The organism is Thermus caldilimi (assembly GCF_004684245.1).
In the GTDB taxonomy this organism is placed as follows: domain Bacteria; phylum Deinococcota; class Deinococci; order Deinococcales; family Thermaceae; genus Thermus; species Thermus caldilimi.
This window is the reverse complement of sequence record NZ_CP038452.1, coordinates 1,303,016-1,324,838: the sequence shown is the minus strand read 5'-3', so window position 1 is coordinate 1,324,838 and position 21,823 is coordinate 1,303,016. Positions and strand designations below refer to the sequence as shown.

Here is a 21,823-nt window from a genome sequence, read left to right as displayed (position 1 = left end):
CATATGGTGGGACCCAAACTTTATCAGGAAACGCTAGAAAGGTTGAAGGCCCTGAGCTTCCCCTTTGACTTGCCCCTGGAGGTGGCCCACTACATTGGGGGAGAGTTCGTGCCGGGGGAAAACCGTTTCCCTGTCGTTTACCCCGCCACAGGGGAGATGATCGGTACCGCCCCTGAGGGCCGGGCCAAGGAAGTGGAGGCCGCGGTGGCTGCCGCCAAGGTAGCCTTCCAGAATTGGAGCCGCCTTACCCCAAGCCAAAGGAGGCCCTACCTGCGGCGCTTTGCGGAAAAGATCCGGGAGTACAAGCCGGTGTTTGAGGTACTGGAAACCCTGGATGTGGGGCGACCTATCCACGAGAACCGCCTAGGGTACGTGGAGCGCATGGCCAACAACATCGAGTTCTTCGCCGACTTCGCCGTCACCCACGGTTCCGAGGCCTACCCTATGGAGAATGGCTACGTCAACTACGTCCTCCGTTTCCCCGTGGGGGTGGCGGCCCTCATAACCCCTTGGAACATGCCCTCCATGCTGGCCACCTGGAAGATTGGCCCCACCCTGGCTTTCGGCAACACCGCCGTCCTGAAGCCCGCGGAGTTCACCCCCCTGGGGGCCTGGCTTCTCGCCCGGTGCGCCCATGAAGCGGGGCTGCCTCCGGGGGTCTTAAACGTGGTCCACGGGTTTGGCCCAGACTCCGCTGGGGAGTTCCTCACCCGGCATCCTGATGTGCGCCTCATCTCCTTCACCGGAGAGACCACTACCGGCAAAATCATCATGAAAAACGCCGCCGACACCCTGAAGCGCCTTTCCATGGAGCTTGGGGGAAAGGCCCCGAACCTGATCTTTGAAAGCGCTGACCTGGAGAGGGCAGTTGAGGTCACCTTGCGGGCCAGCTTTTTCAACCAGGGGGAGGTGTGTTTGGCGGGTTCCCGCCTTTTGGTCCAGCACTCCATTTACGAGCCCTTTGTGGAAAAGCTAGTGGCTGCGGCCAAGGCCCTCAAGGTGGGGGATCCCCTGGATCCCGAGACCCGGATGGGGGCCCTTATCGCCGAGGAGCACCTGCAAAAGGTGATGGCCTACGTGGAGATTGCCCAAAAGACTGCCACCATCCTCACGGGGGGCAGGCAGCCGGAGCTACCTCATCCCTTTGACAAGGGCTACTTCCTGGAGCCCACGGTGGTGGTGGACGTGAAGCCCTCGGACCGGGTTTGTCAGGAAGAGATCTTTGGGCCCATGGTGGTGGTCTTGCCCTTTGACACCGAGGAGGAGGCCATCGCCTTGGCCAACAACACCCCCTACGGCTTGAACGCCATCGTCCAGAGCCGGGATGTGGGTCAGGTACTCCGGGTTTCCGAGGCCCTGGAGGTGGGTACGGTCTGGGTGAACGACTGGTTTGTGCGGGACCTACGGGTCCCCTTCGGCGGGGCTAAACAGTCGGGCATTGGTCGTGAAGGCGGCCACTACGGCTACGAGTTCTACTACGAAACCAAGAACGTCTGCCTTGCCAACCGATGACCATGGACCTGGAAACCTTTGCTCAAGAGCTGGAGCATGCTTGGGAAGAGAGGAAGCCGGTGGAGCCCCTTTCCGAGCGGGGCCTTATCGGCATAGAGGCGGCCTACAGGGTGCAGGAGGCCTGGGGCCGCCTGCGCCAGGCCAAGGGGGACAGGGTGGTGGGCCGGAAGATCGGGCTCACCTCCAAGGCGGTGCAACAGCAGCTGGGGGTAGACCAGCCCGACTTTGGCAACCTCTGGGCAAGCCGTTTCCTCGGGGTGGGGGAACGGGTGGAGGTGCCCCACCAGCTCTTCCTCCAGCCCCGAGTGGAGGGGGAGCTGGCCTTTTTGATTGGGAGGCGCCTCGAGGGGCCCTACGTGACGCCCCAGGAGGTCCTGGTGGCCACGGAGGCGGTGGCCTTTGCCCTGGAGATTGTGGACTCCCGCATCCGCGATTGGCGGATCCGTATTGAAGACACCATTGCCGACAACGCCTCCTTCGGGGCCTTCGTGGTGGCCCCTTGGGAGAAGAACCCTTTGGAGGAGGATTTTTCCTCCGTGGCTTTAGTCCTCCACAGGAATGGGGAGCCGCTGGCCCAGGGCGTAGGGACAGCCTGCCTCGGCCACCCGGCTAGGGCCGTGGCCTGGCTGGTGAATGCCTTGGCCGCCTTCGGCGTCGGCCTGGAGCCTGGGGACATTGTTATGTCAGGAGCCTGGGCCCCGGTGCTACCTGCGGCCTCAGGGGATCTCTTCACCCTAGTGGCCTCTGGGACAAGGGCCCTTAGCTTGCGTTTTATCTAGGAGGTCAGGAATGCCCATGCTGGAAATCCTTGTCTCCAGGGGAGTTCCCCTCACCTTAGAGGAGCGGGAGGTCCTGCGCCGAGAGGCGGAGGCCATCTTCCAAGAGGTGCTGGGTACCTCCCCGGAGCGCTTGCGGGTCCTGGTGTTGGAGGAGGCTGTTCAGCCCCAGCCCCTAGGGGAGTGCCGAGGGGGAGAGGGCTAGCCCCCAAGGTAGGCCCGACGCACGCTGGGATCCTCGAGAAGAACCTCAGGGGTCCCCTCCCTCACCAGGTGCCCTTGTTCCAGGAGGTAGGCCCGCTGGGCTACTCCCAGGGCCAGGCCGACGTTCTGCTCCACCAAAAGCACCCCAACTCCCCTGGCAGTGAAAGCCGGCAGAGTTTCCAGGATCTTCCGGGCCAGAAAGGGGGCCAAGCCCAAGGTGGGTTCGTCCAGGAGGAGGTAGCGGGGCCGCTGGGCCAGGGCCCGGGCCAGGGCTACCATGCGCTGCTCGCCCCCGCTCATGGAGCCCACCCACTGGGGCATGCGTTCCCGCAGGTGGGGGAACAAGACCAGGATCTCCTCCCAGGGAGGTTCGCCCCCCCGGTAGCTGCCCAGGAGGAGGTTTTCCCGCAGGGAGAGGGTGCGGAAGACGCCCCCCCGTTCAGGCACAAGGGACAGGCCCCGGATAGCGAGGGCCTCGGTTTTGCCCTGGAGGATGAGTTGGGTCACCTCTTCCCCGTCCAGGAACACCTGGCCCCGGACAGGAACCAACCCCAGGAGGGCCTTGAGCAAGGAGCTCTTGCCTGCTCCATTGGCCCCCAGCACCGCCACCACTTCCCCGGGTGCTAGGAAGAGGTCCACTCCTTCCAGAGCCCGGTGGTTTCCGTAGCTTACTCCCAACTGGTAGACTTCAAGCATGTTCCACCCCTAAATAAACCTCCACCACCTTGGGGTCCTGTAAGACTTCGGCTGGGGTTCCATGGGCGATGACCTCGCCGAAGGAGAGCACATAGACCCGGTCGCAAAGGGCGCGGATTGCAGGCATCAGGTGTTCCACTACCACTAGGGCTACTCCCTGGTCCTTGAGAGCTTTGAGGAGGGCGATGGCTTCTTGTAGCTCAGCTGGGTTTAGGCCTGCCAGCCACTCATCCAGCAGGACAAGCTTAGGGGAAAGGGCGAGGGCGCGGGCCAGTTCTAGACGTTTTTGATCCAAATAAGTGAGGGCTTGGGGGAAGTGGTGGGCCTTTTCCCTTAGGCCTAAGGCCCCAAGGTAGTGCCAGGCAGCTTCCCGGGCCCCCTTGGGCCTGTGCAGGCTTAGGGGAAGGTAGACGTGCTGGTAGACTGTGAGGGAGGGGAAAAGGCGTACCTGCTGGAAGGTGCGGGCTAGGCCCCTCCGGGCCAGGAGCTCGGGGGGCTTGCCTGTGGCCTCCTGCCCTAGGAAAAAGATATGACCGCTTTCGGGTCTAAGGGTGCCTGCCAGGAGGCCTAAGACAGTGGACTTGCCCGAGCCGTTGGGGCCTATTAAGCCCACGGTTTCCCCGGGGCGGACCTCTAAGTCCAGCCTTGCCACAGCCACGAGGCCACCAAAGGCCTTGTGCAGGCCCCTGGCTTCCAGCAGGGGGGTTGGTCCTGCGCTCATCTGGGGGAGGGGTAAAGGATTGATCTCAAGATCCACCTGGGATGGGAGAGTGGATGAGGGGGCTTCTCGGAACATACCTAGGAGTCCCCGAGGCAGAAAGTAGACCAAGAGGATGAAGGCCAGCCCTAAAAGAGCGGTGGCGTGGTGGGGGAAGGGCCCGCTCAGGAGGTCATAGACCAGCACCAGGGGAGGGGCCGCCAAAAAGGCGCCTGAAGGGTGCCGAAGACCCCCCAGAAGGGCGGTGATGGCGGTGAGGAAGGAAAGGTTGGGATTAAAGGCCAAGCCAGGGTCCACATAGACCCAGCGGGGGGCAACCACCGCCCCCACAGCGCCCATAAGGCCTGCGCTAGTGGCAAAGGCTGCCATCCTCAGGCCAAACACCCGGACCCCCACGTGCCGGGCAGCAGCCTCGTCATCGCCTATAGCCATCAGGGCTAGGCCGAAACGGCTTTTCAGGAACAGGTGGCCGAGCCCCAAAGCCAAAAAGGCCAGTAGGGCTAGTGCGTAGTACAGAGCTGTGGGGCTGACTTCCACAAAGACGTAACTTCCCACCGACCCTCCTAGGTTGCGCTGGGCCCAGGTCACCAGCTGTCGTACCAGTTCTGCCAGACCATAGGTAAAGACGGTAAAGTAGATGCCCTGAAGCCTAAGGGTGGCAAGGCCTACCCCGAGGGCCAAGAGGGTGGCGAGGAAAGAGGCTAGGATTACCAGAAGTGGCCATGGGGCCAGCTCGTGGAGCAGAGCCACGGTGTACACCCCGGACCCAAAGAAGGCCGAAGTGGCCAGACTCAGGTGCCGGGCGGGTCCGGTGAAGGTGGACCAAGCGGCGCCTAAGGCGGCGTACAGGAGTACCGAAAGCCCTAGGGAGCGCAGGTACTCCCCGCCCCACCAGGGGAGGGATAAGACCAGAAAGAAAAAGCCCATGAAGTAGACCTTCATTACCGGGCCACCTCCCGATTGGCCCTCAGGTACAGGACAGCTAGGACAAAGAGGCCGTAGACCGCGGTCATGCTGAGCCCAGGGCTAACGAAGCGGGTTACCAGGCTCTCGGCCAAGCCCAGGGCCACTCCGCTCAGAAGAGCCCCTGGTGCGCCCCCTAATCCCCCAGGATGACTACCACCAGGGCCTTGAGGGTGAACTCGGGGCCGGAGGCGGGGGTAAGGGCATGGAACGTGCTCAAAAGGACCCCGGCTGCTGCTCCCACCCCTCCTCCCAAGGCGAAGGCCCAGGTGCTTAACCGGGTGGCAGGAATGCCTACCAGTAGGGACTCCTCAGGCTCCCGGCTCAAAGCCCGCACTGCTATCCCTAGACGGGTGCAGGTGAAGACCAAGTGGGCTAGGGCTACCAGGGCCAAGGCCACTCCGAAGGCCAGGAGTCGGTTGAGGGCCACGGTGGTGGCGCCCAGGGATACCCCCTGGCCCAGGTAGCTGTAACTGAAGAGCTGCCCGCCTAGCTCGGCGGCCAAAAATCCCTGGATCAGGAAGGAGAGACCAAAGGTAAGAAGGATGAGGCGCCCCTCCTTTTCCCCGTCCAGGGCCAGGGTGCGCCCCACCAGAGGCAGGAAGAGCAGGCGGTGGAGGAGAAAGTTCCCCAAGGCGAAAAGGGAAGGTAGGACGAATAGGGCAATGAGGGGGCTTAGGGAAAGGCCCTGGTAGAGCAAGGCGGTGGTGATGCCCGCTAGGACCACGCCTTCCCCGTAGGCTAGGTTGAGGATGCGGGCTATCCCGTACTGGAGGGCAAAGCCTAGGGCCAGGAGGCCATAAACCCCGCCAGCGATGGCCCCGGTGAGCAGGGCGTCCAGGATGGACATAGGCTTCAGCGGTTCCAGGTGGGCTTGGGCACCCTAGGGGCCAGTGCCCCAGGACGTTCAGGCATAAGGGCCACGAACTCTCCTCCCTGCCACTGGCCGATCAGCCAGTTGCTCCGAAAGACGTTTCCCTCCAGTTGCAAGGGGCCCAGCAGGGTGTCAAAAGTTTCCTGGCGCAGGAGGCGAATAATCTGGAACCGGTCTATTTTACCGATCCTCTCTATAGCGACGCGAAGGGCTTGGAGGGAGACATAGGTGACGGGGCTGGCCCAGCGGTCCGGCTCCTGGTTGGTCACGGCCCGGTGCCGTTCCAGGTAGGTGCGCCATGCTTGGTTGGGCACCACCCCACCCAGGCCCATAATGCCCTCGGCGTTGGCCCCGTAGCGCTGACGAAAGATGGGAAAGGCGGTGCCCACCCCGAGGAAGAAGACCGCGGGGTTGAACCCCACCACTGCCGCTGCCTCAGGGAGGGCTAGGGTTTCCGCAGGGTAGCTGAAGGCCACAAAGGCATCTGGGCTCCGCCCCTTTACTGCGTTGAGGAGGGACTGGAAGTCGCTGAAGCCTGCAGGGTAGCCTTGGAAGTAAACCAGCTCTAAGCCTTCTTTCTGTGCTGCTCGTCGGAAAGCCCCAGAAAGCTCCAGCCCAAACTCGTCATCGGTGTGGACCACCGCTACCCGGCGCCCAATCCTTCCCCCTGCGACCAGGTTGCGCAGGAGGAGAGCCAGGGCCTCGGCGTACTGGGAGGGTAGGCCCAGCAAGGAGAAGTAGCTAGGCCAGCGGCGCACCAGCTCAGGGGTTTTCTCACTTAGGTTGGTGACGGCTACCTGGGGATAGCCATGACGGGCAAAGACGGGGGCCACAGCTAGGTTCATGGCCGTTCCCCAGGGCGGTAGGGCGAAATCCACCTTGTCCTGGGTGATGAGGCGCTCTATGTTGCGGATGGCCTCCTCTGGGCTGGAACGGTCGTCGTACTCCACCACGGAGATGCGGGCAGAGCCCGTGGCCAGCTTGAGGCCCCCGGCAGCGTTTACCTCTTCCACCCAGAGGCGGTAGTTGGGCAGAGTGGTGATGCCTGCCCCCGTGGCGTAGGGGCCAGTCTTGGAGATACTGTAGCCGATGCGCACCGTTCGGGTCTGGGCCTGACTTGCTGCCAACAGACTGGCGGCAGCAGCCACACCTTGAACAAGAAACGACCTACGGGTCTTCATAGCTTTCCTCCTAGAAGGGGTACTGCAGGGGTTCCGTCTGCACCGTGATCCAACGCAGTTCGATGAACTCCTGGATCCCAGCCCGCCCGCCGAAGCGGCCATAGCCGGAAGCCTTGACGCCTCCAAAAGGCATCTGGGGTTCGTCATGCACTGTGGGCCCGTTGATGTGACAGATACCCGACTGAACCTTTCTGGCTAGCCGCAGTCCTTTGGCGATGTCCTGGGTGAAGATGGCAGCGGAGAGACCGTATTCCGTATCGTTGGCCACATGGATGGCTTCCTCTTCATCTGCCACCCGGACCACTGCCACCACCGGGCCAAAGGACTCCTCGTGGTAGACACGCATCCTGGGGGTTACGTGGTCTAGAACTGAGGGCCAGAAGAAGGGACCTTCCTTCTTGCCCCCCACCACCAGCTTGGCCCCCTGAGCGAGGGCTTCCTCCACCAGCTTGGCCACTCGCTCTGCCGCCTTGGGGTCCACCAGGCAACCCAGGGCTGCCTGACCTTGCTTCGGGTCACCCACGGGGAGGTTGGCGACCCGTTGCGCCAGCTTGGCCACCAAGGCCTCGGCCACGGCCTCTTCCACCACCACGCGTTCCGTGGACATGCAGATCTGGCCTTGGTTGGCGAAGGCCCCGAAGACGATGGCCTTGGCAGCGGCCTCGAGGTCGGCATCCCTTAGCACGATGGCTGGGGCTTTGCCTCCCAGCTCTAGCAACACCGGCTTGAGGTGCCGACCACACAGCTCGGCGATGATACGACCAGTGCGGGTGGAGCCAGTAAAGTTGACCCTGCGTACCGCAGGATGGGCGATGAGGGCCTCTACCACCTTTGGGGCCTCCTCGGGGGCAGTGGTGAGGAAGTTGACCACCCCGGGAGGAAGCCCAGCCTCCTCCAGGGCTTCCACAATAAGAGCGTGGGTGTGGGGGGAAAGCTCTGATCCCTTGAAGACCACGGTATTCCCGCAGGCCAGGGGGGTGGCCAGGGCCCGTACTCCCAGGATCACCGGGGCGTTCCAAGGGGCTAGGCTCAGGATTACCCCCACCGGTTGGCGCACAGCAAAGGCCAGGGTGCCGGGACGGTCGGAGGGGATGACCTCCCCGGTAATCTGGGTGGTGAGGGCGGCAGCCTCCTTGAACATCCCTGCCGCTAGGTGGACATTGAGTTGAGCCCAGCCAGGGGTGGCCCCTGTTTCTGCCACCATGGCTTCCATGAAAGCCTCAGCCCGAGCTTCGAGGGCCTCAGCTGCCTTCCAGAGGAGATCCCGGCGCAGGCTCGGGGAGGTTTCCCGCCAGCTGACGAAGGCCTCTTGGGCGGCCCTCACCGCGGCTTGGGCGTCCTCCAGCCCAGCAGCAGCTGCTTCCGAAGCCACTCCTTGCCCCAAGGGGCCAACCCGGGAAAAGGTACGCCCTCCGGTGGCTTCACGCCACTGGCCTCCAATGTACAGCCGCACTTGGGCGGGTGTCGGCACCATATTTTCCTCCTCGGAACCAGGGTAGAGCAGACGGGGTGAGAAGGGCCAGGGGGATGTTCCGTTATGGTGAAAGCCCAGTTCCGCTTAACAGGACAAAATTGTTGACAAAAAAGTTGACCTTGAGCTACCCTCTAGGCAGGAGGCGATATGGAGCAGGTTGTCATTGAGGAGTGCGCCCGCTGGCCCTACGGTGACCTGGCCCACTTGGCCCACTTGGAACTCTTTACCCCAAGGCCTGAGGAGAGCCTTCGCTTTTTCACCCAGGTTATGGGCCTGGAGGTGAGCGGCCAGGAGGGGGACTCGGTTTACCTCCGGGGCTGGGACGACTACGAGTTCCACACTCTGAAGCTCACGGCCAGCAAGTGGCCGGGGCTGGGCCACCTGGCGTTCCGTACCAAAAGCCCGGAGGCTCTACGCCGGCGGGTGCGGGCCCTGGAGGCTACAGGTCTTGGTGAGGGCTGGACGGAGGGCGATCTGGGCCATGGCCTTGCCTACCGCTTCCGCACCCCGGATGGCCACCTGGTAGAGCTTTTCTACGAGACCCGCTGGTACACCCCTACGGAAGCAACCCGGCCGGCCCTGAAAAACCAGGCCTCCCGCTTTCCTGGCAGGGGGGTGAACCTGCGGCGTCTGGACCACGTCAACCTTTTGGCCGCAGACGTGGCGGCGGTACGGATTTTCATGGAGGAGTACCTGGGAATGAAGGTAACCGAGCAGATCATCTTCAGCGATGGGGGCGAGCAAGGGGCCTGGCTCACCTGCAACAACAAAACCTACGATGTGGCGGTCACCAAGGACCACTTGGGAGCCCGGGGCAGACTCCACCACTTCACTTACGCCGTGGATACCCGAGAGGATGTGCTGCGGGCAGCGGACATCTGCCTGGAGCACGGGGTTTTCATTGAGACTGGGCCCCACAAGCACGCCATCCAGCAGACCTTCTTCCTCTATGTGTACGAGCCTGGGGGGTGCCGGTTTGAGATTGCTTCCCCCGGGGCCAGGTTGCTCCTCGCCCCCGACTGGAAGCCCATCCGTTGGAACGAGGAAGAGCGCAAGAGGGGGCAAGCCTGGGGTCTGCAGACGGTCCCCACGTTCCACACCTATGGGGTACCCCCGGTGGAGGTGGGCGAGGGATGAGAACGCCGACGGTGGAAAAGCGCACAGAGGGACAGACTGCCTACATGAGGCTGCGGGAGGCCATACTGAAGGGGGAGCTCCTCCCAGGACAGCGCCTCGTGGAGAAGGAGCTTTCGGAGCGGTACGGTCTGGGTCGGGCTGCTATCCGCACCGCCCTGGCCCGCCTGGAGCAGGAGGGGCTAGTGGACAGCGAACCTTACCGGGGGGCCTGGGTACGGGCCATCGATGAGGAGGATGCCTTGGAGATCCTCGAGGCCCGCATGGCCTTGGAGTGCCTGGTGGTCCGCCACGCCGCCAGAAAAGCCAAAGAGGAGGACGTGGCGAGGTTACAAAAAATCTTGGCAGAAATGGAACAGCGCCTGGGGGAAGGGGACCTCCTGGGGATGTCGGAACTCAACAGTGCCCTCCACAGGACCTTGGTGGAAATCGCTGGCCATCGCACGGCTACCCGCCTTATAGAGGCCCTTCGCGCTCAGGGGGTGCGCCACCAGTTCCGGACCATCCTGGTACCGGGGCGGGCCCAGAAGTCCTTGGCCGAGCACCGCCGCATTGTGGAGGCGGTGGTTGCCCACGACGAGGCCGAGGCGGAAAGGGCCATGCGGGCTCATCTGGAAGGGGTGACGGCCGCTCTGCGCCAGACCCAAGGAGGGGTACTGTGAGCCCAAGCCCCCGCGCCTGGGCCCTGGTGCAGGGCGGGTATGACCTCCACGTGCACGTGGCACCCGACCTACTTCCCCGCAAGACCGACGACTTGACACTGGCTCGCCGGTTTCGGGAGCTGGGCCTCAAGGGCTTCCTCCTGAAGTCCCACTTTGTGCCCACGGGAGAGCGGGCGGCGGTGGTGCGCCAGGCGGTTCCCGGGGTGGAGGTCCTGGGTGGCCTAGTCCTGAACCACGCCGTGGGAGGCTTAAACCCTCTGGCAGTGGAGGTGGCGGCCCGCTCGGGAGCGCGTTTCATCTGGTTGCCCACGGTGGACGCCGCCAACGAGGCCAAGGAGGTGGCAGGGCTTCCCCCCGGGAAGCGTCCCCAGTGGGCCCAGTTGCAGACGGTCTTTGGGGAGGCCGGGCTTCTCCCCCCACCCGTAGGTCTCGTAGATGCTTCGGGTAAGCTTTTACCGAAGGTACGAGCAGTCCTTCAGGTGGTGGCCCGGCACGGGTTGGTTTTGGCTACGGGACACCTTTCCCGGGAGGAGATCCTAAGGGTGGTGGAGGCGGCTCTTGAGGAGGGAGTCCGTTGGGTGGTGGTGACCCACCCCGACTACCCTACCCAGGACCTTCCCCTTTCCGATCAACGCCTCCTGGCCGACTGGGGGGCTTACCTAGAGCGATGCCTTGTTCCCTTTTTGACGGGGAAAGTGCCTTGGGAAAGGCTTTTCCAGGCTCTACGGGAGACTCCGCCAGAGAAAAACTTCCTCTCCACTGACCTGGGTCAGCCTCTAAACCCACCGGTGGAGGAAGGCTTGGCCCTTTTCGCCGACCGCCTTTTGGAGGCGGGCTTCGGGGAGGCTGAGGTGCGCCACTGGGCGGTGACCGTGCCCGCGCTCCTGGCCGAAGGGGGCGTGCGGTGAAGCGTCTATTGGTGGTGAGCGCCCACGCGGCGGACTTTGTGTGGCGGGCCGGGGGGGCGATAGCCCTCACCGTGGCCCAAGGAGGAAAGGCCCTGGTGGTGGCCCTGAGTTACGGGGAGCGGGGGGAATCGGGGGAGCTTTGGAAGGAGGCCGGCCAGACCCTGGAGCGGGTCAAGGCCATCCGGCATCAGGAGGCGAGCCAGGCGGCGGAGATCCTGGGGGCGGAATTCCTTCCCTTGGACTTGGGGGATTACCCCTTACGGGTGGACGAAGCAGCCCAGGAACACTTGGTGGAAATCCTGGTGGACTTTGCTCCGGAGGTCCTCATCACCCACACCCCCCACGACCCCTTTAACCCGGACCATCCTGTAGCCTACGAAGCCACAGAGCGGGCCCGGCAACTGGCCACAGGGTCTGGGGTAGCCAGCGCTTTCAAGACCGTGCGCCCCCCGGAGTTCCTCCTTTTTGAGCCCCACCAACCCGAACTCTGTGGTTTTGTGCCCAACCTCTTTTTGGACATTACACTTGTTTGGGATAAGAAACTTGCGGCCATGCAGATTTTCGCTTCCCAGGGATACCTGCAACGCTACTATGCCGAGCGAGCGGAGCACCGGGCCAATCACGCCCGCAGGATCTCAGGGCGGCCGGATATTGCCCGGGCCGAGGCCTTCCAACGGGTCCTGCCCCAGGTGGTTGGGGGTCTTTAGGAGGTGGAAATGCTGACGCCTGAGGAGGTCTTAGAACTGGTCCGACTGGGCACGGCTACGGTCTACGAAGCAGGGGGGCGGGAGGGTCTGCTGGAAGCCTCCTTCCTGCGCTTACCCGAGGGGGCCAAGGCGGCGGGGCCTGCCTTTCCCGTCCTCTGCGCCCAGGGGGATAACCTGGCTGTGCATGCGGCCATGGCCGCCCTGCGCCCGGGCGAGGTCCTGGTGGTAGCCATGCCTCAGCCCGAACCCGTGGCCCTGGTGGGAGAACTTCTGGCGACCCAGGCCAAGACCCAGGGGGCGGTGGCCCTTCTGGTGGATGGAGCGGTGCGGGATGCCGATGCTTTGAAGTCCTTGTGCCTGCCCGTTTGGGCCCGCTTCCTCAGCCCCAAAGGGGCCAGGCGGGAAACAGTTTTGGGGCTGGGTCGGCCTGTACGAGTGGCTGGGGTGGAGGTGCGCCTCGGGGACTACCTAGTCTTGGATGGGGATGGGGTGGTGGTGGTGCGCAGGGAGCGGATCCGGGAGGTTTTGCAAAAAGCGAAGGAGCGGGCGGGGCGGGAGGAGGCTCTCCGGGAGCGCTTTGCTCAGGGGGAGGTCTCCATAGATCTTTATGGTCTGCGGGAGCGGGTGGCGGCAGTTCTAGCCGAAGCGGAAAAGTGGCGGGAGGCCTTATAAGAACTCCCCATGACCCCATCCACTAGGATGGGATCATGCACCTGGCCAAACACCAACGCCGCCCCAGGCTGGAGCTGAAGAACCCTCCCCACTCCGACAACCTTCACGCCCTCTACCAGGGAAACAGAGGACCCAGTGGAACGAGCCCGCTGGCAGGCCCTCGCCGCGGAGTGGCTTTCCGAGAGGCTGGGGCGCCCTGTGGACCCCAGGCGGGCCTGGAGCTGGATGAAGAAGCTGGGCTTTGCCCCCTTACACCCCCGGCACCGGGAGCAGGACCCGGAGGTGGGGGAGGGGTTTAAAAAAGCTCCTCCTGACCCTGGTCCTTCTACACTACCTCTTCCCTTGGCTTCTCGTAGAACTGTGGGCCTTCGACGGTCACGCGCCAGCGTAGCTTGCCCACCGCCTGGGCCTGAAGCCCATCCGCCGCCGGGTGTGGGCCCTGCGGGGCAAGCCCCCCCTGGTCTGGGAGAGGCCCCGCTACATTTGGCTTTACATCTACACCTTCGTGCGGCCCAGCACGGGGGAGAACGAGCACTGTCTATTGCCTTCGGTGGACACGGAAAGCTTGGGGGTGGTTCTGGAGGCGTTTGCCCGGGCCCGAGGGGCGGGAAGGTGGTCTTGGTGGTTTTAGACCGGGCAGGGTGGCCCATCTCTCCCAAGCTGCGGGTGCCTGAAGGGGTGGGTCTGGTATTCCTACCCCCCTATTCTCCCGAGCTGCAGCCGGTGGAGCGGGTGTGGTCCCTGGTGGATGCGGTGGTGGCCAACGGGCAGGTGCAGACGGAGGAGGAGCTTTGGGAGCGGGTGGAGGCGCGGTGCGCTTACCTACAGACCCAGCACCACCTCATCCGGAGCTACACCCTCTTCCATAGGTGGCCGGGAGGACGCTGAAAGAGGGGTTCAAAAAATTGACCAACTATGGTTATGTCTTCTATCCTTAGAGGGAGGGGAGATTGCTGATGCCTAGAACGGCGGATCGGAACAAGAAACTGGTCAACATTGCCGAGGCTAAGGCCCAGCTCTCCCGGTTGGTGCAGCGGGTTGAGCGAGGCGAGGTCATCCTTATTGGGCGGTATGGGCGGGTGGTGGCCAAGCTGGTGCCGCCCGACACCCCTCCCAAGCCCAAGCGGGTTCCAGGAGTCTGGAAAGGGAAGGTCTGGATCGCCCCGGACTTCGATGAACCCAACGCCGAGATTGCCCGGATGATGGAGGAAGGTCCGGTTGAACCTACTTCTCGATAGTCACATCGTGCTGTGGTGGCTTTCCGATGACCGAAGGCTGAGCCGCAGGGCCCGCCGGTTGATTGAGGGGGCCGACCAGGTATTCGTGAGTGCCGCAACCACCTGGGAGCTTGCCGTAAAGGCTTCTCTGGGCAAACTGCGGATGCCGGAGGGTTTCGTGGAGGTGGTGGAGGAAGAGGGGTTCACCCATCTCCCCATCACACCAGTGCACGCCATGGCGGTCCAAAGCCTGCCGTGGCATCATCGCGACCCCTTCGACCGCATTCTGCTGGCCCAAGCCATGGTGGAGGGGGTGAGGTTGATGAGTGCGGATCAAGCGCTGGCCTCCTACGGAAGATTCGTGATCCAGGTTTAAGGAGCCGGTTCCCAGCTGAGTGACAACTCCCCGGCTTCTCGACCTCCTGAAGGCAACTCCCAGGACTTGCCCGGGGGTCAGCCCTTAGCGATGGGGTAGGGCTTCAGTACACCTGCTCCCTCTGGCCGTAACTGAAGGCCACCACGTTGATCACTGCATCCAGGCCCGTGGTGTGATGTGCGCCCCTAATTTTGAACTCCTCCTGTCTCTTTGCCATGGGAAGCCCCCAAAGCCTCCCGCAAAGCCTCTTCCGGGGTCCGGTATCCCAGCCCCGAGTGCAGCCGTCCCTCGTGGTAGTATCTGATCCGTTCCGCAATCACCCCCTTCAGCTCCTCTAGCGTTCGGGCTTCCAGGAAGAGGTCCCGGTTCTCCCCCTTAAAGCGGGAGAAGAAGGACTCCACCACCGGGTTCCCCCTCGGCCCCATCAGGCTATACGAAACCCTCTGCCCGTCCTCCAGAAGAAGCTTCCCCACCCACTCGTGGCTCAGAAAAGCTCCCCCCTGGTCGTGGTGGATGAGAGCCCAGGGCTCCCGGCCCGTTTCCCTGAGAATCCGCTCCTTGGCCCCATCCCATACCCCCAGGGCCAGCTCCGCCGTAGGGGAAGGCCCCATCCCCCAGGCCAGCACCGCGCGGGTGGTATGGGCAAGATAGCCTGCGGCTGACCCAGAATGGGCAGAAACCAAACCTTGCCTCCTCCGTAGGGCAGCAGGGTGAAGTCGGTGTACGTCACGCGAAGCGTAGGTTCTGCAGTTCAAAGGGCTTGGGTTCCCTTTCCCGCAAGAGGGAAGCCCGGAGGTCTGCCCGCTCTCCCGCAAGAAGCACAATCTCTAGGAGAGGGTTGGGTTTGGGTTGCAAGCTACGCTGCGCGTGACCCTCAGGCCCCGCTTCAAAGCCAGGTGGAAGTCGTTCAGTAGCCGGCGGATGCGCTTGCCATTGACCCGCATCCCCTTCCGTTTCAGCTCCTCCTGGATCCGGCGGTAGCCGTACCGGGGGTGCTCCTGCAGCACCTGGGTGATCAGAGCCAGGGTCTTCTGGTCCTCTTCCTCCCTCTTCCTATCAGCCTCTACCTTCTGCCGGCCGTAGTAGTACCAGGTGGCCCGGGAGATGTCTAGAGCACTCAGGATCCTGGGCAGGGGAGCCAGCCCTTGAGCCGTCAGCCGCCTTGCGGCTATGTTCCAGGCTTGCTTGGCCAAGGCGATGCGCTCCCCAACAGGCATCTTGGCTACCTCCCCTGCCCTAGGGTCACGCACAGCGTAGCTTGGGCTTTTTTAGGAGGGCGATCTCCACCTCTTTTTTCCCAATGAGCTGCCCAAGATAGCCCCCTCGGGGCTGACCCAACTCGCGGATCTTCTTCTCGTACTCCTTCTCCGGGGTCTTCTCGGAAAAGAGAGAGGCTCCTTTGGTCATGAGCTCAACAAGCTACGGGCTTTGCCCGTGACCCCGGTACTTGTACACGGTGTTGGGGTGGATGCCGTACGCGCGGGCAATCTCCACGGCGCTTCTCTCCCCTTTCACGACTTCCAGAGCGATCTGAAACTTTACCTGTGGCGTTAGCGGCTTGGCTTTCTTCATCCTGTCCCCCTTGACCCTCAGCCTAACTTCTACTGGGCGTTTAGTCTAGAGGGCGCGTATCCCCCATGCGGTCGTCGTTGAGGAGGTCCGGGGTGATGTCCTCCCAGAAGTGACCGAAGAGGTAAAGGGGGGAGGAGAGGAAGCCCAGGGCGTTGAGGACCGCGGCCTTCAGGGCAACCCCCGTGCTCACCTTCTCCCCCGGGCGGGGACCTACCCGCCTGTCCACCAGGGATACCAATCCGATGCGGTCCAGGATGCCGGCCACCAGGCCCAGGTGGCCGAGGTCGTACACCTGCAGGTCGGGAGTCTCTGCCACCCCGAAATCCTACGGGAAGGTGGGAGGGGTGCGGAATGTGGGTTCAGGGTCACAGCGGTTCATTGGGGGTAGGGGCCCCAAAGAGGAATGGGCATTCAGGCGTTACACTCAAAACTTGCACCTCCCGAATACCCTGCATGAACACCCCCTTCCCCCCGCAGGCGGAGGCCAAAGACCCAAAGCCCCCAGCTCGGCCATAAGGACCCGCAAGACCACCTCCGGCAGAAGCAGGCGCACCGCTGCCCACCCAGCCTCCCGCCAAGAAAGACCTCTCCCGTCTGGAGCTAGCCTCACCCAGTGGGCCAGCAGGTAAGCCAGGAAGGACAACACCAGAAACCGATGCACCCCCAAGGCCGTCCGCTGCCCAAAACGCCCCAGGGAAAACTCGCTCTTTACCGTGCGGAAGAAGTGCTCAATGGTAAACCGCCGCCGCCCCCACACCAGCACAGTCCGTGGCCCCGCGGGAAAGGTGGCCACCACGTACCGCCACTCCCACCCTCCCCCGGGTAAGGGATAGCGGTACCAGCTCACCCACACGGGAAAGGGAAGTCCCCGCAGGTGCACCCGGCTCCCCTGCCGTCTGAGCCCAAAGAGGGGAAGCCCCTCCCGCGTCTTTCGGTCCCGCCGCATCCCCACCACCGCTTCCAGACCCAACCCCCGCACCCCCACAAGAAACCGGGCGGTGCCGAAGGCAGCATCGGCCACCACCCGAAGGTGGAAGGACTTGCGCATCCAGGGGGGCAGGGAGGCCAGAAGACGCAGGGCAAGGAGGGAAAGGGCCTTCTCCCCCTTCCCCCGCCACACCCGGTAGGCCCAGGGGATGCGCAGCTCTCCCAGCACCAGATAGAGCACCACCAGGTGGAGCCCCCACTTGCCGTGGAAAAAGGAGAGGGGCAAGGCGGGGAAGAGGCCCCGCTTCTCCAGGGTGACCAGGTCCAGGACCACCAGGAGCCTGGGCTTGGGCCCCCGCCTGGGCCTGGCCCGGTGGAGGGTTTCCTGGGCCTTCTTGCGAGCCAGGCGGATGAGGGCGCGGGTGGGCCAGGGATAGCGGTTGAGGAAGCGGGAGAGGGCGGTTGCTTTGCCCGTAGGGCAAACAGATTTGCGTAAGCAAGAAGGGGACTTGGTCTTGCTGTGCTGGGGCCTGGCCTTGCCGTGGCCGGTGAGAAGGAGGAGAAGAAGCGCTTTGAGGGACTCCCGGAGGTGGGGGGTTGGCAGGAGGGCCAGGAGGGTCCAGAGTAGAGCTTGGGCCGTCTGGTGCATGGCACCCTTCATCCGAAGGGAACCGGGCGGCCCTTTTCAAGTGGTCCCCTGGCGCATGGGTATGCGGGGGGTGGATAAGTGCAAGTTTTGAGTTACATGGACATGGCCCCGCTCTAGGGTGTGGAAGAGAAACCCACAAAAATCGCGACTTGACTTTCCGCCATCCCCGGGTTGCGGAAGGATTTTAACGGGGTTCCTGCTTTGGTGAAGCTAAGGTAACGGTAGAGCACCCGTTGCGTCCGGGCTGCGCAGAGAGATTGCCCCTGTTTTCCTCTAGCACAGCCCCGGTAGGGCCCGCCTAGCCTCCTCCAGCTGGGCCTGCCTCGCCTCCTCCCCCCAGCCCAGGAGAGGGGCCATGAGGTCCCCCACCCGGGGCAGGGCTTCCTCCGCCCGCTTCCGGTCCAGAAGGGCCAGGCCCATCCTGCGGGCCAGGACATCCAGGGGCTTTTGGGCAAGCTCCTCCCTCACCGCCCACACCACCTCCCCCTCCAGGTAGGGAAGCCCGGGGAGAAGGGGCTTATCCCCCAAGGCGGCCACCTCGAGGGCCAGGGTGCCGTAGTGGGCGTAGAGGTGTTCGGCCACCCCCTCCGGCAGGGGCAGGGGAGGCCTGGGCCCTGCCCCCAGGAGGGGGGTGCGGTGGCTCTCCGAGGGGGGAAGGGGCAGGGAGAGGTCTTTTGCCAGGCGCTCCAGGAGGTCCAGGGCCATGAGGCGGAAGGTGGTCCACTTGCCCCCGGTGAGGGTGTAAAGGCCCTGTTCCTCCAGGATGAGGTGGTCCCGCACCAAAAGCCTCGTCTCCCCCTTCCCCACCAGGGGCCTCAGGCCCGCCCAGGCGGCCAGGACCCGGCCCGAGAGATCCCCCAGGTAGGGCCTTACCTCCTCCAGGAGGTAGGCCACCTCCTCCTCCCGGGGCAGGGGGCAGGCGGTGGCCTCAGCGGGGAGGTCGGTGGTGCCCAGAAGGGCCCGGCCCTGCCAAGGCAGGAGGAAGAGGACCCGGCTGTCCCGGGTCCGGGGCAGGAGGAGGCCCACCCGCAAGGGGTAGTCCAGGACCAAGTGGGTCCCGTTGGAAGGGGTGAGGAGGGGGGGAAGATGGGGGTCGAGGAGGTGGCGCACCCGGTCCGCCTGGGGGCCGGTGGCGTTCACCACCGCCTTGGCGTAGACCTCCACCTCCTTCCCCGTGAGCCGGTCCCGCACCACCGCCCCCCTTACCCTTCCCCCCTTCAGGAGGAAACCCGTGGCCTCGGCGTGGTTCAGGGCCACCGCCCCCCGCCCGATAGCGGAGAGGATGAGGGCCAGGTTCAGGCGGTAGTCGGCGAACTGCCCATCCTGGTAGAGGATGCCCCCCAGGGTGGGGGGAAGGCCGGGGAAGAGGGTCTGCACCTCCTTGGGAGGAGCGTAGCGGCTTGGGGCCAGTCGCCTCCTTCCCGCCAACAGGTCGTAGAGCTTGAGGCCGAGCCCATAGTAGGGGATCTCCAGGGGGCGGAAGAGGGGGGTGAGAAGGGTTAAGGGCCTGGCCAGGTGGGGGGCGAGCTCCATCACCACCCTCCTCTCCTTAAGGGCGTCCCGCACCAGGCGAAGCTGCCTGGGGTCCCGGTGCCGCACCGCCAGCTCCAGGTAGCGCACCCCCCCGTGGAGGAGCTTGGTGGAGCGGCTGCTGGTCCCCGCCCCGAAGTCCCCCGCCTCCACCAAGGCCGCCCTTAGGCCCCTTAAGGTGGCCTCCCACAACACCCCGGCCCCCGTGGCCCCGCCCCCGATCACCAGGAGGTCCAGGGGCTCCTTAAGGCGTTCCCAGAGCTCCTCCCGGCTTGGGGTCATCCCTCCTCCCTCGCCCAGCCCAAAGTCCGCTCCACCGCCCGCCGCCACCCTTGGTGCAGGGCCTGCCGCCGTTCCAGGGACATACGGGGAGGAAAGGAAGCCTCCAGGATCCAGGCCCTCTTCACCCCCTCTAGGTCCAAGGCTCCCGCCCCCACCCCCGCCATCAGGGCCGCCCCCAGGGCGGTGGTCTCCGTGACCCTAGGTCTCAGGACCGGCACCCCCAGGAGGTCCGCCTGGATCTGCAGGAAGAGATGGTTCCCGGCCATCCCCCCGTCCACCCGGAGTTCGGCCAGGGAAACCCCCGCCTCCTCCATGAGGGCCACCACGTCCACTACCTGGAAGGCCACCCCCTCCAGGGCCGCCCGGGCCAGGTGGGCCCTGGTGGTCCCCCGGGTGAGGCCCAGAATGGCCCCCCGGGCGTAGGGGTCCCAGTAGGGGGCCCCCAGGCCGGTGAAGGCCGGGACCAGGTACACGCCCCCACTATCCGCCACCTCCCGGGCCAACGCCTCCACCTCGCCGCTCTCCCGAATGAGCCCCAGACCGTCCCTTAGCCACCCCACCACCGCCCCCGCCATGAAGACGCTCCCCTCCAGGGCGTAGCTGGCTTGGCCCCTTACGCTCCAGGCCACGGTGCTGAGGAGGCCCTTCGGGGAAGGGACGGGCCGCTTTCCCGTGTTCAGGAGCAGAAAGGCCCCAGTCCCGTAGGTGCACTTCCCCTGGCCCGCCGCCAAGGCCGCCTGGCCGAAGAGGGCCGCCTGCTGGTCCCCCAGCACCCCGCGGATGGGGATGGGGGCCCCGAAGAGCTCCGGGAGGGTCGCCCCAAACTCCCCATCCGAGGGGCGCACCTCGGGCAGCATGGCCGGGGGGATCCCCAGAATCCCCAAAAGCTCCTCGTCCCAGGAGAGGGTGTGCAGGTTAAAAAGCAGGGTGCGGCTGGCGTTGGAGGGATCCGTGGCGTGCACCCTTCCCCCAGTGAGGCGGTAGAGGAGCCAGGTGTCCACGGTGCCAAAGAGGGCCTCGCCCCGCTCAGCCTTTTCCTTTAGCCCAGGGACGTTCTCCAGGAGCCAGCGGAGCTTGGTGCCGGAGAAGTAGGGGTCCAAAAGAAGCCCGGTGCGCTCCCGGAAGAGGGGCTCCAAGCCCTGGGCCTTGAGCTCCTGGCAGAGGGAGGCCGTGCGCCTATCCTGCCAGACAATGGCGTCATAGAGAGGCTTCCCCGTGCCCCTTTCAAACACGAGGGTGGTCTCCCGCTGGTTGGTGAGGCCCAGGGCCACCACCTCCCGGGCCTCCACCCCCGCCCTCTGGAGGACCTCCTGGGCCACCCCAAGCTGGCTTTCCCAGATCTCCAGGGGATCGTGCTCCACCCAGCCCGGCCTCGGGTAGAGCTGGCGGAACTCCCTCTGGGCCATGGCCACAGGCCTCCCCTCCAGGCTGAAGAGGAGGGCCCGGCTGCTGGTGGTGTCTTGGTCCAAGGCGAGGAGGTAGCGTCGCATCACCGAACTACCTACCCACGCTCCGGTTGTAGCGCTCCAAGGAAGCGTCCGCCCGGCGCTTGTACTCGGCCAAGGCTTCCTTCACCGGCTTGCCCTGCATAGCGGCTTCCAGAGCCTGCTCGCTCAACTGGCGGATTTCGGGGAAGCTGCCCATGAGGCACCCCGCCGTTACGTTGGACACTTTGGAAGTGCGGAGCTGCTGGATGGCAGTGGTGTAGTTGGTGTTCTCGCGGTGCACCCGCCTGACCTCGGGGAGCTCGAGGCTTTCCACTCGCAAGGGAAAGTAGCCGGTCTTGAGGTGCCAGAGCGCCTGCTGTTCGGGCTGTACTAGCCACTTGATGAAGGACCAAGCAGCCTCCACTTCCGGAGGGTTAGGACCCTTCATCAACCACAAGCTGGCGCCCCCGATGGACACGCCCGTCCGCCCAAACTCCTGGAAGTAGGGGAAGTAGCCCGTGTAGATCCGGAACTTGCCCCCCACCGTGCGCGTTATCCCGGCCAGAACCGCTGTGGAGTCAAAGGTGATGGCCGCCTTCCCCGTGGCAAAAGCGCTTTGGCTGTCCGCTGTCCGCCTGCCCACGTAGAGGAGCACCCCTTCTTTGTACAGGCTAAGGAACCAGTTGAAATACTTCTCCACAGCGGGGTTGTCGAGGTTCACTTCTGTGGCAGGCGCTTTTCTTCCGTTCTCGTTGTTGCAGTAGTAAAACCCGTTGTTGTAGGAGATCTGCTCGAGGAACCAACCATAGTCAGCCAAGGCAATCCCATAACGCACTACCTTGCCGCTTGCGTCCCTCTTGGTCAGCTTGCGGGCCACATCAGCGAGCTCCTCGAACGTCCACTCCTGCTTGGGTTTAATCCCCGCTTCCTGCAGCGCGTTCAGGTTAAAATAGACCAGGGGTGTGCTAGAGTTGAAAGGCATCGATTGAAGCCTTCCCCCGACGGTGTAGTAATTCAAGGGCTGGCGAATAAAGCGGTTAAGATCGATGCGATCCCGCTGAATGAAATCCTGAACCGGTATAGCTCCTTGGGAGTCTACCAAGATCTGCGTGCCGATGTCGTAAACCTGGACTAGATGTGGCGGATTCTTAGAGCGCAAGGCAGCGAGAAGCTTGTTGATACCATCGTCGTAGGTACCTGCATACTGGGCCTTGACTTCCACCTTGTCCTGAGAGGCGTTGAAGCGGTTTACGAGCTCCTGCGTTGCCTCCCCTAGGGTACCGCCCATGGAGTGCCAGAACTGGATAACCACCTTCTGGGCCAATCCGTACGAGCACAACACCGCTAGAACTGCCACCGAAA

26 protein-coding genes and 2 pseudogenes are annotated in these 21,823 nt (G+C 64.1%); 13 read left to right on the top strand and 15 right to left on the bottom strand.

Translation table 11 applies throughout. The features are described 5' to 3' along the window. Window positions 1-3 precede the first annotated feature (3 nt). Genes EBI04_RS06820 through EBI04_RS06810 form a run of 3 tightly spaced genes read left to right on the top strand, consistent with a single transcriptional unit; the run spans window position 4 to window position 2,493 of the window. Window positions 4-1,512: an aldehyde dehydrogenase gene (locus tag EBI04_RS06820; RefSeq protein ID WP_135256827.1), complete on the top strand. Its 1,509-nt coding sequence runs from the start codon at window positions 4-6 to the stop codon at window positions 1,510-1,512. A 2-nt stretch (window positions 1,513-1,514) separates the two neighbouring features. Further along, window positions 1,515-2,291, top strand: coding sequence for a 2-keto-4-pentenoate hydratase (locus tag EBI04_RS06815; protein ID WP_135256826.1), 777 nt, complete (start codon window positions 1,515-1,517; stop codon window positions 2,289-2,291). Window positions 2,292-2,307: 16 nt separating this feature from the next. Continuing rightward, window positions 2,308-2,493 carry a hypothetical protein gene (locus EBI04_RS06810; RefSeq protein WP_135256825.1) on the top strand — a complete coding sequence of 62 codons (186 nt, stop codon included), beginning with the start codon at window positions 2,308-2,310 and terminating at the stop codon, window positions 2,491-2,493. Here the strand turns inward: EBI04_RS06810 and EBI04_RS06805 are convergent. Genes EBI04_RS06805 through EBI04_RS06785 form a run of 6 tightly spaced genes read right to left on the bottom strand, consistent with a single transcriptional unit; the run spans window position 2,490 to window position 8,296 of the window. Next, window positions 2,490-3,188, bottom strand: coding sequence for an ABC transporter ATP-binding protein (locus tag EBI04_RS06805; RefSeq protein WP_135256824.1), 699 nt, complete (start codon window positions 3,186-3,188; stop codon window positions 2,490-2,492). The two genes, EBI04_RS06810 and EBI04_RS06805, sit on opposite strands and share 4 nt — an antisense overlap. Continuing rightward, window positions 3,181-4,848 (bottom strand): branched-chain amino acid ABC transporter ATP-binding protein/permease, encoded by a 1,668-nt coding sequence (locus tag EBI04_RS06800; protein WP_135256823.1) that lies wholly within the window; start codon window positions 4,846-4,848, stop codon window positions 3,181-3,183. Before EBI04_RS06800 ends, EBI04_RS06805 begins: the two co-directional genes overlap by 8 nt. Then, complete coding sequence (locus EBI04_RS13800; RefSeq protein ID WP_276605477.1) at window positions 4,848-4,976, bottom strand: hypothetical protein; 129 nt, start codon at window positions 4,974-4,976, stop codon at window positions 4,848-4,850. Before EBI04_RS13800 ends, EBI04_RS06800 begins: the two co-directional genes overlap by 1 nt. Window positions 4,977-5,005: 29 nt before the next feature. Further along, a complete protein-coding gene (locus EBI04_RS06795) occupies window positions 5,006-5,719 on the bottom strand; it encodes an ABC transporter permease subunit (protein ID WP_240695258.1) in 714 nt (237 codons plus the stop codon). Between the two features lie 5 nt (window positions 5,720-5,724). Then, entirely contained in the window at window positions 5,725-6,924 is a 1,200-nt protein-coding gene (locus EBI04_RS06790) for an amino acid ABC transporter substrate-binding protein (RefSeq protein ID WP_135256822.1), read from the bottom strand. 10 nt (window positions 6,925-6,934) lie between these two features. Beyond that, entirely contained in the window at window positions 6,935-8,296 is a 1,362-nt protein-coding gene (locus EBI04_RS06785) for an aldehyde dehydrogenase (protein WP_240695257.1), read from the bottom strand. A 249-nt stretch (window positions 8,297-8,545) separates the two neighbouring features. Between EBI04_RS06785 and EBI04_RS06780 the strand changes: the two genes are divergently transcribed. From EBI04_RS06780 to EBI04_RS06740, 10 genes and pseudogenes are all read left to right on the top strand, one after another. After that, window positions 8,546-9,535: a catechol 2,3-dioxygenase gene (locus EBI04_RS06780; protein ID WP_135256821.1), complete on the top strand. Its 990-nt coding sequence runs from the start codon at window positions 8,546-8,548 to the stop codon at window positions 9,533-9,535. Between the two features lie 44 nt (window positions 9,536-9,579). Continuing rightward, window positions 9,580-10,194, top strand: coding sequence for a GntR family transcriptional regulator (locus EBI04_RS06775; RefSeq protein WP_240695256.1), 615 nt, complete (start codon window positions 9,580-9,582; stop codon window positions 10,192-10,194). After that, window positions 10,191-11,102, top strand: a complete 912-nt coding sequence (locus EBI04_RS06770; RefSeq protein ID WP_135256819.1) for a DUF6282 family protein — start codon at window positions 10,191-10,193, stop codon at window positions 11,100-11,102. Before EBI04_RS06775 ends, EBI04_RS06770 begins: the two co-directional genes overlap by 4 nt. Then, the gene (locus EBI04_RS06765) at window positions 11,099-11,809 is read left to right on the top strand and encodes a PIG-L deacetylase family protein (protein WP_135256818.1); all 711 of its coding nucleotides are present in this window, start codon (window positions 11,099-11,101) and stop codon (window positions 11,807-11,809) included. The genes EBI04_RS06770 and EBI04_RS06765 overlap by 4 nt, the downstream gene beginning before the upstream one ends. A gap of 9 nt (window positions 11,810-11,818) precedes the next feature. Further along, window positions 11,819-12,481, top strand: a complete 663-nt coding sequence (locus EBI04_RS06760) for an RraA family protein (RefSeq protein WP_135256817.1) — start codon at window positions 11,819-11,821, stop codon at window positions 12,479-12,481. 135 nt (window positions 12,482-12,616) lie between these two features. Continuing rightward, window positions 12,617-12,724 (top strand): annotated as a pseudogene (locus EBI04_RS14045) (hypothetical protein); the annotation flags it as partial. Window positions 12,725-12,911: 187 nt separating this feature from the next. Continuing rightward, window positions 12,912-13,112: a hypothetical protein gene (locus EBI04_RS13220; RefSeq protein WP_167481839.1), complete on the top strand. Its 201-nt coding sequence runs from the start codon at window positions 12,912-12,914 to the stop codon at window positions 13,110-13,112. Then, complete coding sequence (locus EBI04_RS06750; RefSeq protein ID WP_167481838.1) at window positions 13,094-13,369, top strand: transposase; 276 nt, start codon at window positions 13,094-13,096, stop codon at window positions 13,367-13,369. The genes EBI04_RS13220 and EBI04_RS06750 overlap by 19 nt, the downstream gene beginning before the upstream one ends. A gap of 68 nt (window positions 13,370-13,437) precedes the next feature. Continuing rightward, complete coding sequence (locus tag EBI04_RS06745) at window positions 13,438-13,719, top strand: type II toxin-antitoxin system Phd/YefM family antitoxin (RefSeq protein ID WP_135256815.1); 282 nt, start codon at window positions 13,438-13,440, stop codon at window positions 13,717-13,719. Then, window positions 13,700-14,074, top strand: coding sequence for a type II toxin-antitoxin system VapC family toxin (locus EBI04_RS06740; RefSeq protein ID WP_135256814.1), 375 nt, complete (start codon window positions 13,700-13,702; stop codon window positions 14,072-14,074). The genes EBI04_RS06745 and EBI04_RS06740 overlap by 20 nt, the downstream gene beginning before the upstream one ends. A gap of 185 nt (window positions 14,075-14,259) precedes the next feature. Here EBI04_RS06740 and EBI04_RS06735 read toward each other — a convergent pair whose 3' ends face one another. From EBI04_RS06735 to EBI04_RS06700, 9 genes and pseudogenes are all read right to left on the bottom strand, one after another. Continuing rightward, window positions 14,260-14,700: an integrase core domain-containing protein gene (locus EBI04_RS06735; protein ID WP_135256803.1), complete on the bottom strand. Its 441-nt coding sequence runs from the start codon at window positions 14,698-14,700 to the stop codon at window positions 14,260-14,262. A gap of 201 nt (window positions 14,701-14,901) precedes the next feature. Then, the gene (locus EBI04_RS06730) at window positions 14,902-15,291 is read right to left on the bottom strand and encodes an IS3 family transposase (protein ID WP_135256804.1); all 390 of its coding nucleotides are present in this window, start codon (window positions 15,289-15,291) and stop codon (window positions 14,902-14,904) included. A gap of 25 nt (window positions 15,292-15,316) precedes the next feature. Next, window positions 15,317-15,481: a hypothetical protein gene (locus EBI04_RS13215; RefSeq protein WP_167481906.1), complete on the bottom strand. Its 165-nt coding sequence runs from the start codon at window positions 15,479-15,481 to the stop codon at window positions 15,317-15,319. Between the two features lie 12 nt (window positions 15,482-15,493). Beyond that, a complete protein-coding gene (locus EBI04_RS06725) occupies window positions 15,494-15,646 on the bottom strand; it encodes a transposase (RefSeq protein WP_135256805.1) in 153 nt (50 codons plus the stop codon). Window positions 15,647-15,707: 61 nt separating this feature from the next. After that, window positions 15,708-15,962: pseudogene (locus EBI04_RS06720) on the bottom strand (DUF4277 domain-containing protein); the annotation flags it as partial. Window positions 15,963-16,070: 108 nt separating this feature from the next. Next, window positions 16,071-17,222, bottom strand: a complete 1,152-nt coding sequence (locus EBI04_RS06715) for a transposase (RefSeq protein WP_135257900.1) — start codon at window positions 17,220-17,222, stop codon at window positions 16,071-16,073. Window positions 17,223-17,495: 273 nt separating this feature from the next. Continuing rightward, entirely contained in the window at window positions 17,496-19,034 is a 1,539-nt protein-coding gene (locus EBI04_RS06710) for an FAD-dependent oxidoreductase (RefSeq protein WP_135256813.1), read from the bottom strand. Continuing rightward, the gene (gene glpK / locus EBI04_RS06705; RefSeq protein ID WP_135256812.1) at window positions 19,031-20,524 is read right to left on the bottom strand and encodes a glycerol kinase GlpK; all 1,494 of its coding nucleotides are present in this window, start codon (window positions 20,522-20,524) and stop codon (window positions 19,031-19,033) included. The genes EBI04_RS06710 and glpK overlap by 4 nt, the downstream gene beginning before the upstream one ends. Window positions 20,525-20,531: 7 nt before the next feature. Then, entirely contained in the window at window positions 20,532-21,818 is a 1,287-nt protein-coding gene (locus tag EBI04_RS06700; RefSeq protein WP_240695255.1) for an ABC transporter substrate-binding protein, read from the bottom strand. Between the last annotated feature and the right edge of the window lie 5 nt (window positions 21,819-21,823).

Excerpts from the sequence above, each read along its gene's own strand:
- EBI04_RS06795 (WP_240695258.1), bottom strand. The coding sequence starts at position 5,719 with ATGTCCATCCTGGACGCCCTGCTCACCGGGGCCATCGCTGGCGGGGTT.
- EBI04_RS06800 (WP_135256823.1), bottom strand. The coding sequence starts at position 4,848 with ATGAAGGTCTACTTCATGGGCTTTTTCTTTCTGGTCTTATCCCTCCCC.
- EBI04_RS06775 (WP_240695256.1), top strand. The coding sequence starts at position 9,580 with ATGAGGCTGCGGGAGGCCATACTGAAGGGGGAGCTCCTCCCAGGACAG.
- glpK (WP_135256812.1), bottom strand. The coding sequence starts at position 20,524 with ATGCGACGCTACCTCCTCGCCTTGGACCAAGACACCACCAGCAGCCGG.
- EBI04_RS06745 (WP_135256815.1), top strand. The coding sequence starts at position 13,438 with ATGCCTAGAACGGCGGATCGGAACAAGAAACTGGTCAACATTGCCGAG.
- EBI04_RS06725 (WP_135256805.1), bottom strand. The coding sequence starts at position 15,646 with ATGAAGAAAGCCAAGCCGCTAACGCCACAGGTAAAGTTTCAGATCGCT.
- EBI04_RS06780 (WP_135256821.1), top strand. The coding sequence starts at position 8,546 with ATGGAGCAGGTTGTCATTGAGGAGTGCGCCCGCTGGCCCTACGGTGAC.
- EBI04_RS06730 (WP_135256804.1), bottom strand. The coding sequence starts at position 15,291 with ATGCCTGTTGGGGAGCGCATCGCCTTGGCCAAGCAAGCCTGGAACATA.
- EBI04_RS06715 (WP_135257900.1), bottom strand. The coding sequence starts at position 17,222 with ATGCACCAGACGGCCCAAGCTCTACTCTGGACCCTCCTGGCCCTCCTG.
- EBI04_RS13215 (WP_167481906.1), bottom strand. The coding sequence starts at position 15,481 with ATGACCAAAGGAGCCTCTCTCTTTTCCGAGAAGACCCCGGAGAAGGAG.
- EBI04_RS06760 (WP_135256817.1), top strand. The coding sequence starts at position 11,819 with ATGCTGACGCCTGAGGAGGTCTTAGAACTGGTCCGACTGGGCACGGCT.
- EBI04_RS06820 (WP_135256827.1), top strand. The coding sequence starts at position 4 with ATGGTGGGACCCAAACTTTATCAGGAAACGCTAGAAAGGTTGAAGGCC.
- EBI04_RS06810 (WP_135256825.1), top strand. The coding sequence starts at position 2,308 with ATGCTGGAAATCCTTGTCTCCAGGGGAGTTCCCCTCACCTTAGAGGAG.
- EBI04_RS06815 (WP_135256826.1), top strand. The coding sequence starts at position 1,515 with ATGGACCTGGAAACCTTTGCTCAAGAGCTGGAGCATGCTTGGGAAGAG.
- EBI04_RS06805 (WP_135256824.1), bottom strand. The coding sequence starts at position 3,188 with ATGCTTGAAGTCTACCAGTTGGGAGTAAGCTACGGAAACCACCGGGCT.
- EBI04_RS06710 (WP_135256813.1), bottom strand. The coding sequence starts at position 19,034 with ATGACCCCAAGCCGGGAGGAGCTCTGGGAACGCCTTAAGGAGCCCCTG.
- EBI04_RS06790 (WP_135256822.1), bottom strand. The coding sequence starts at position 6,924 with ATGAAGACCCGTAGGTCGTTTCTTGTTCAAGGTGTGGCTGCTGCCGCC.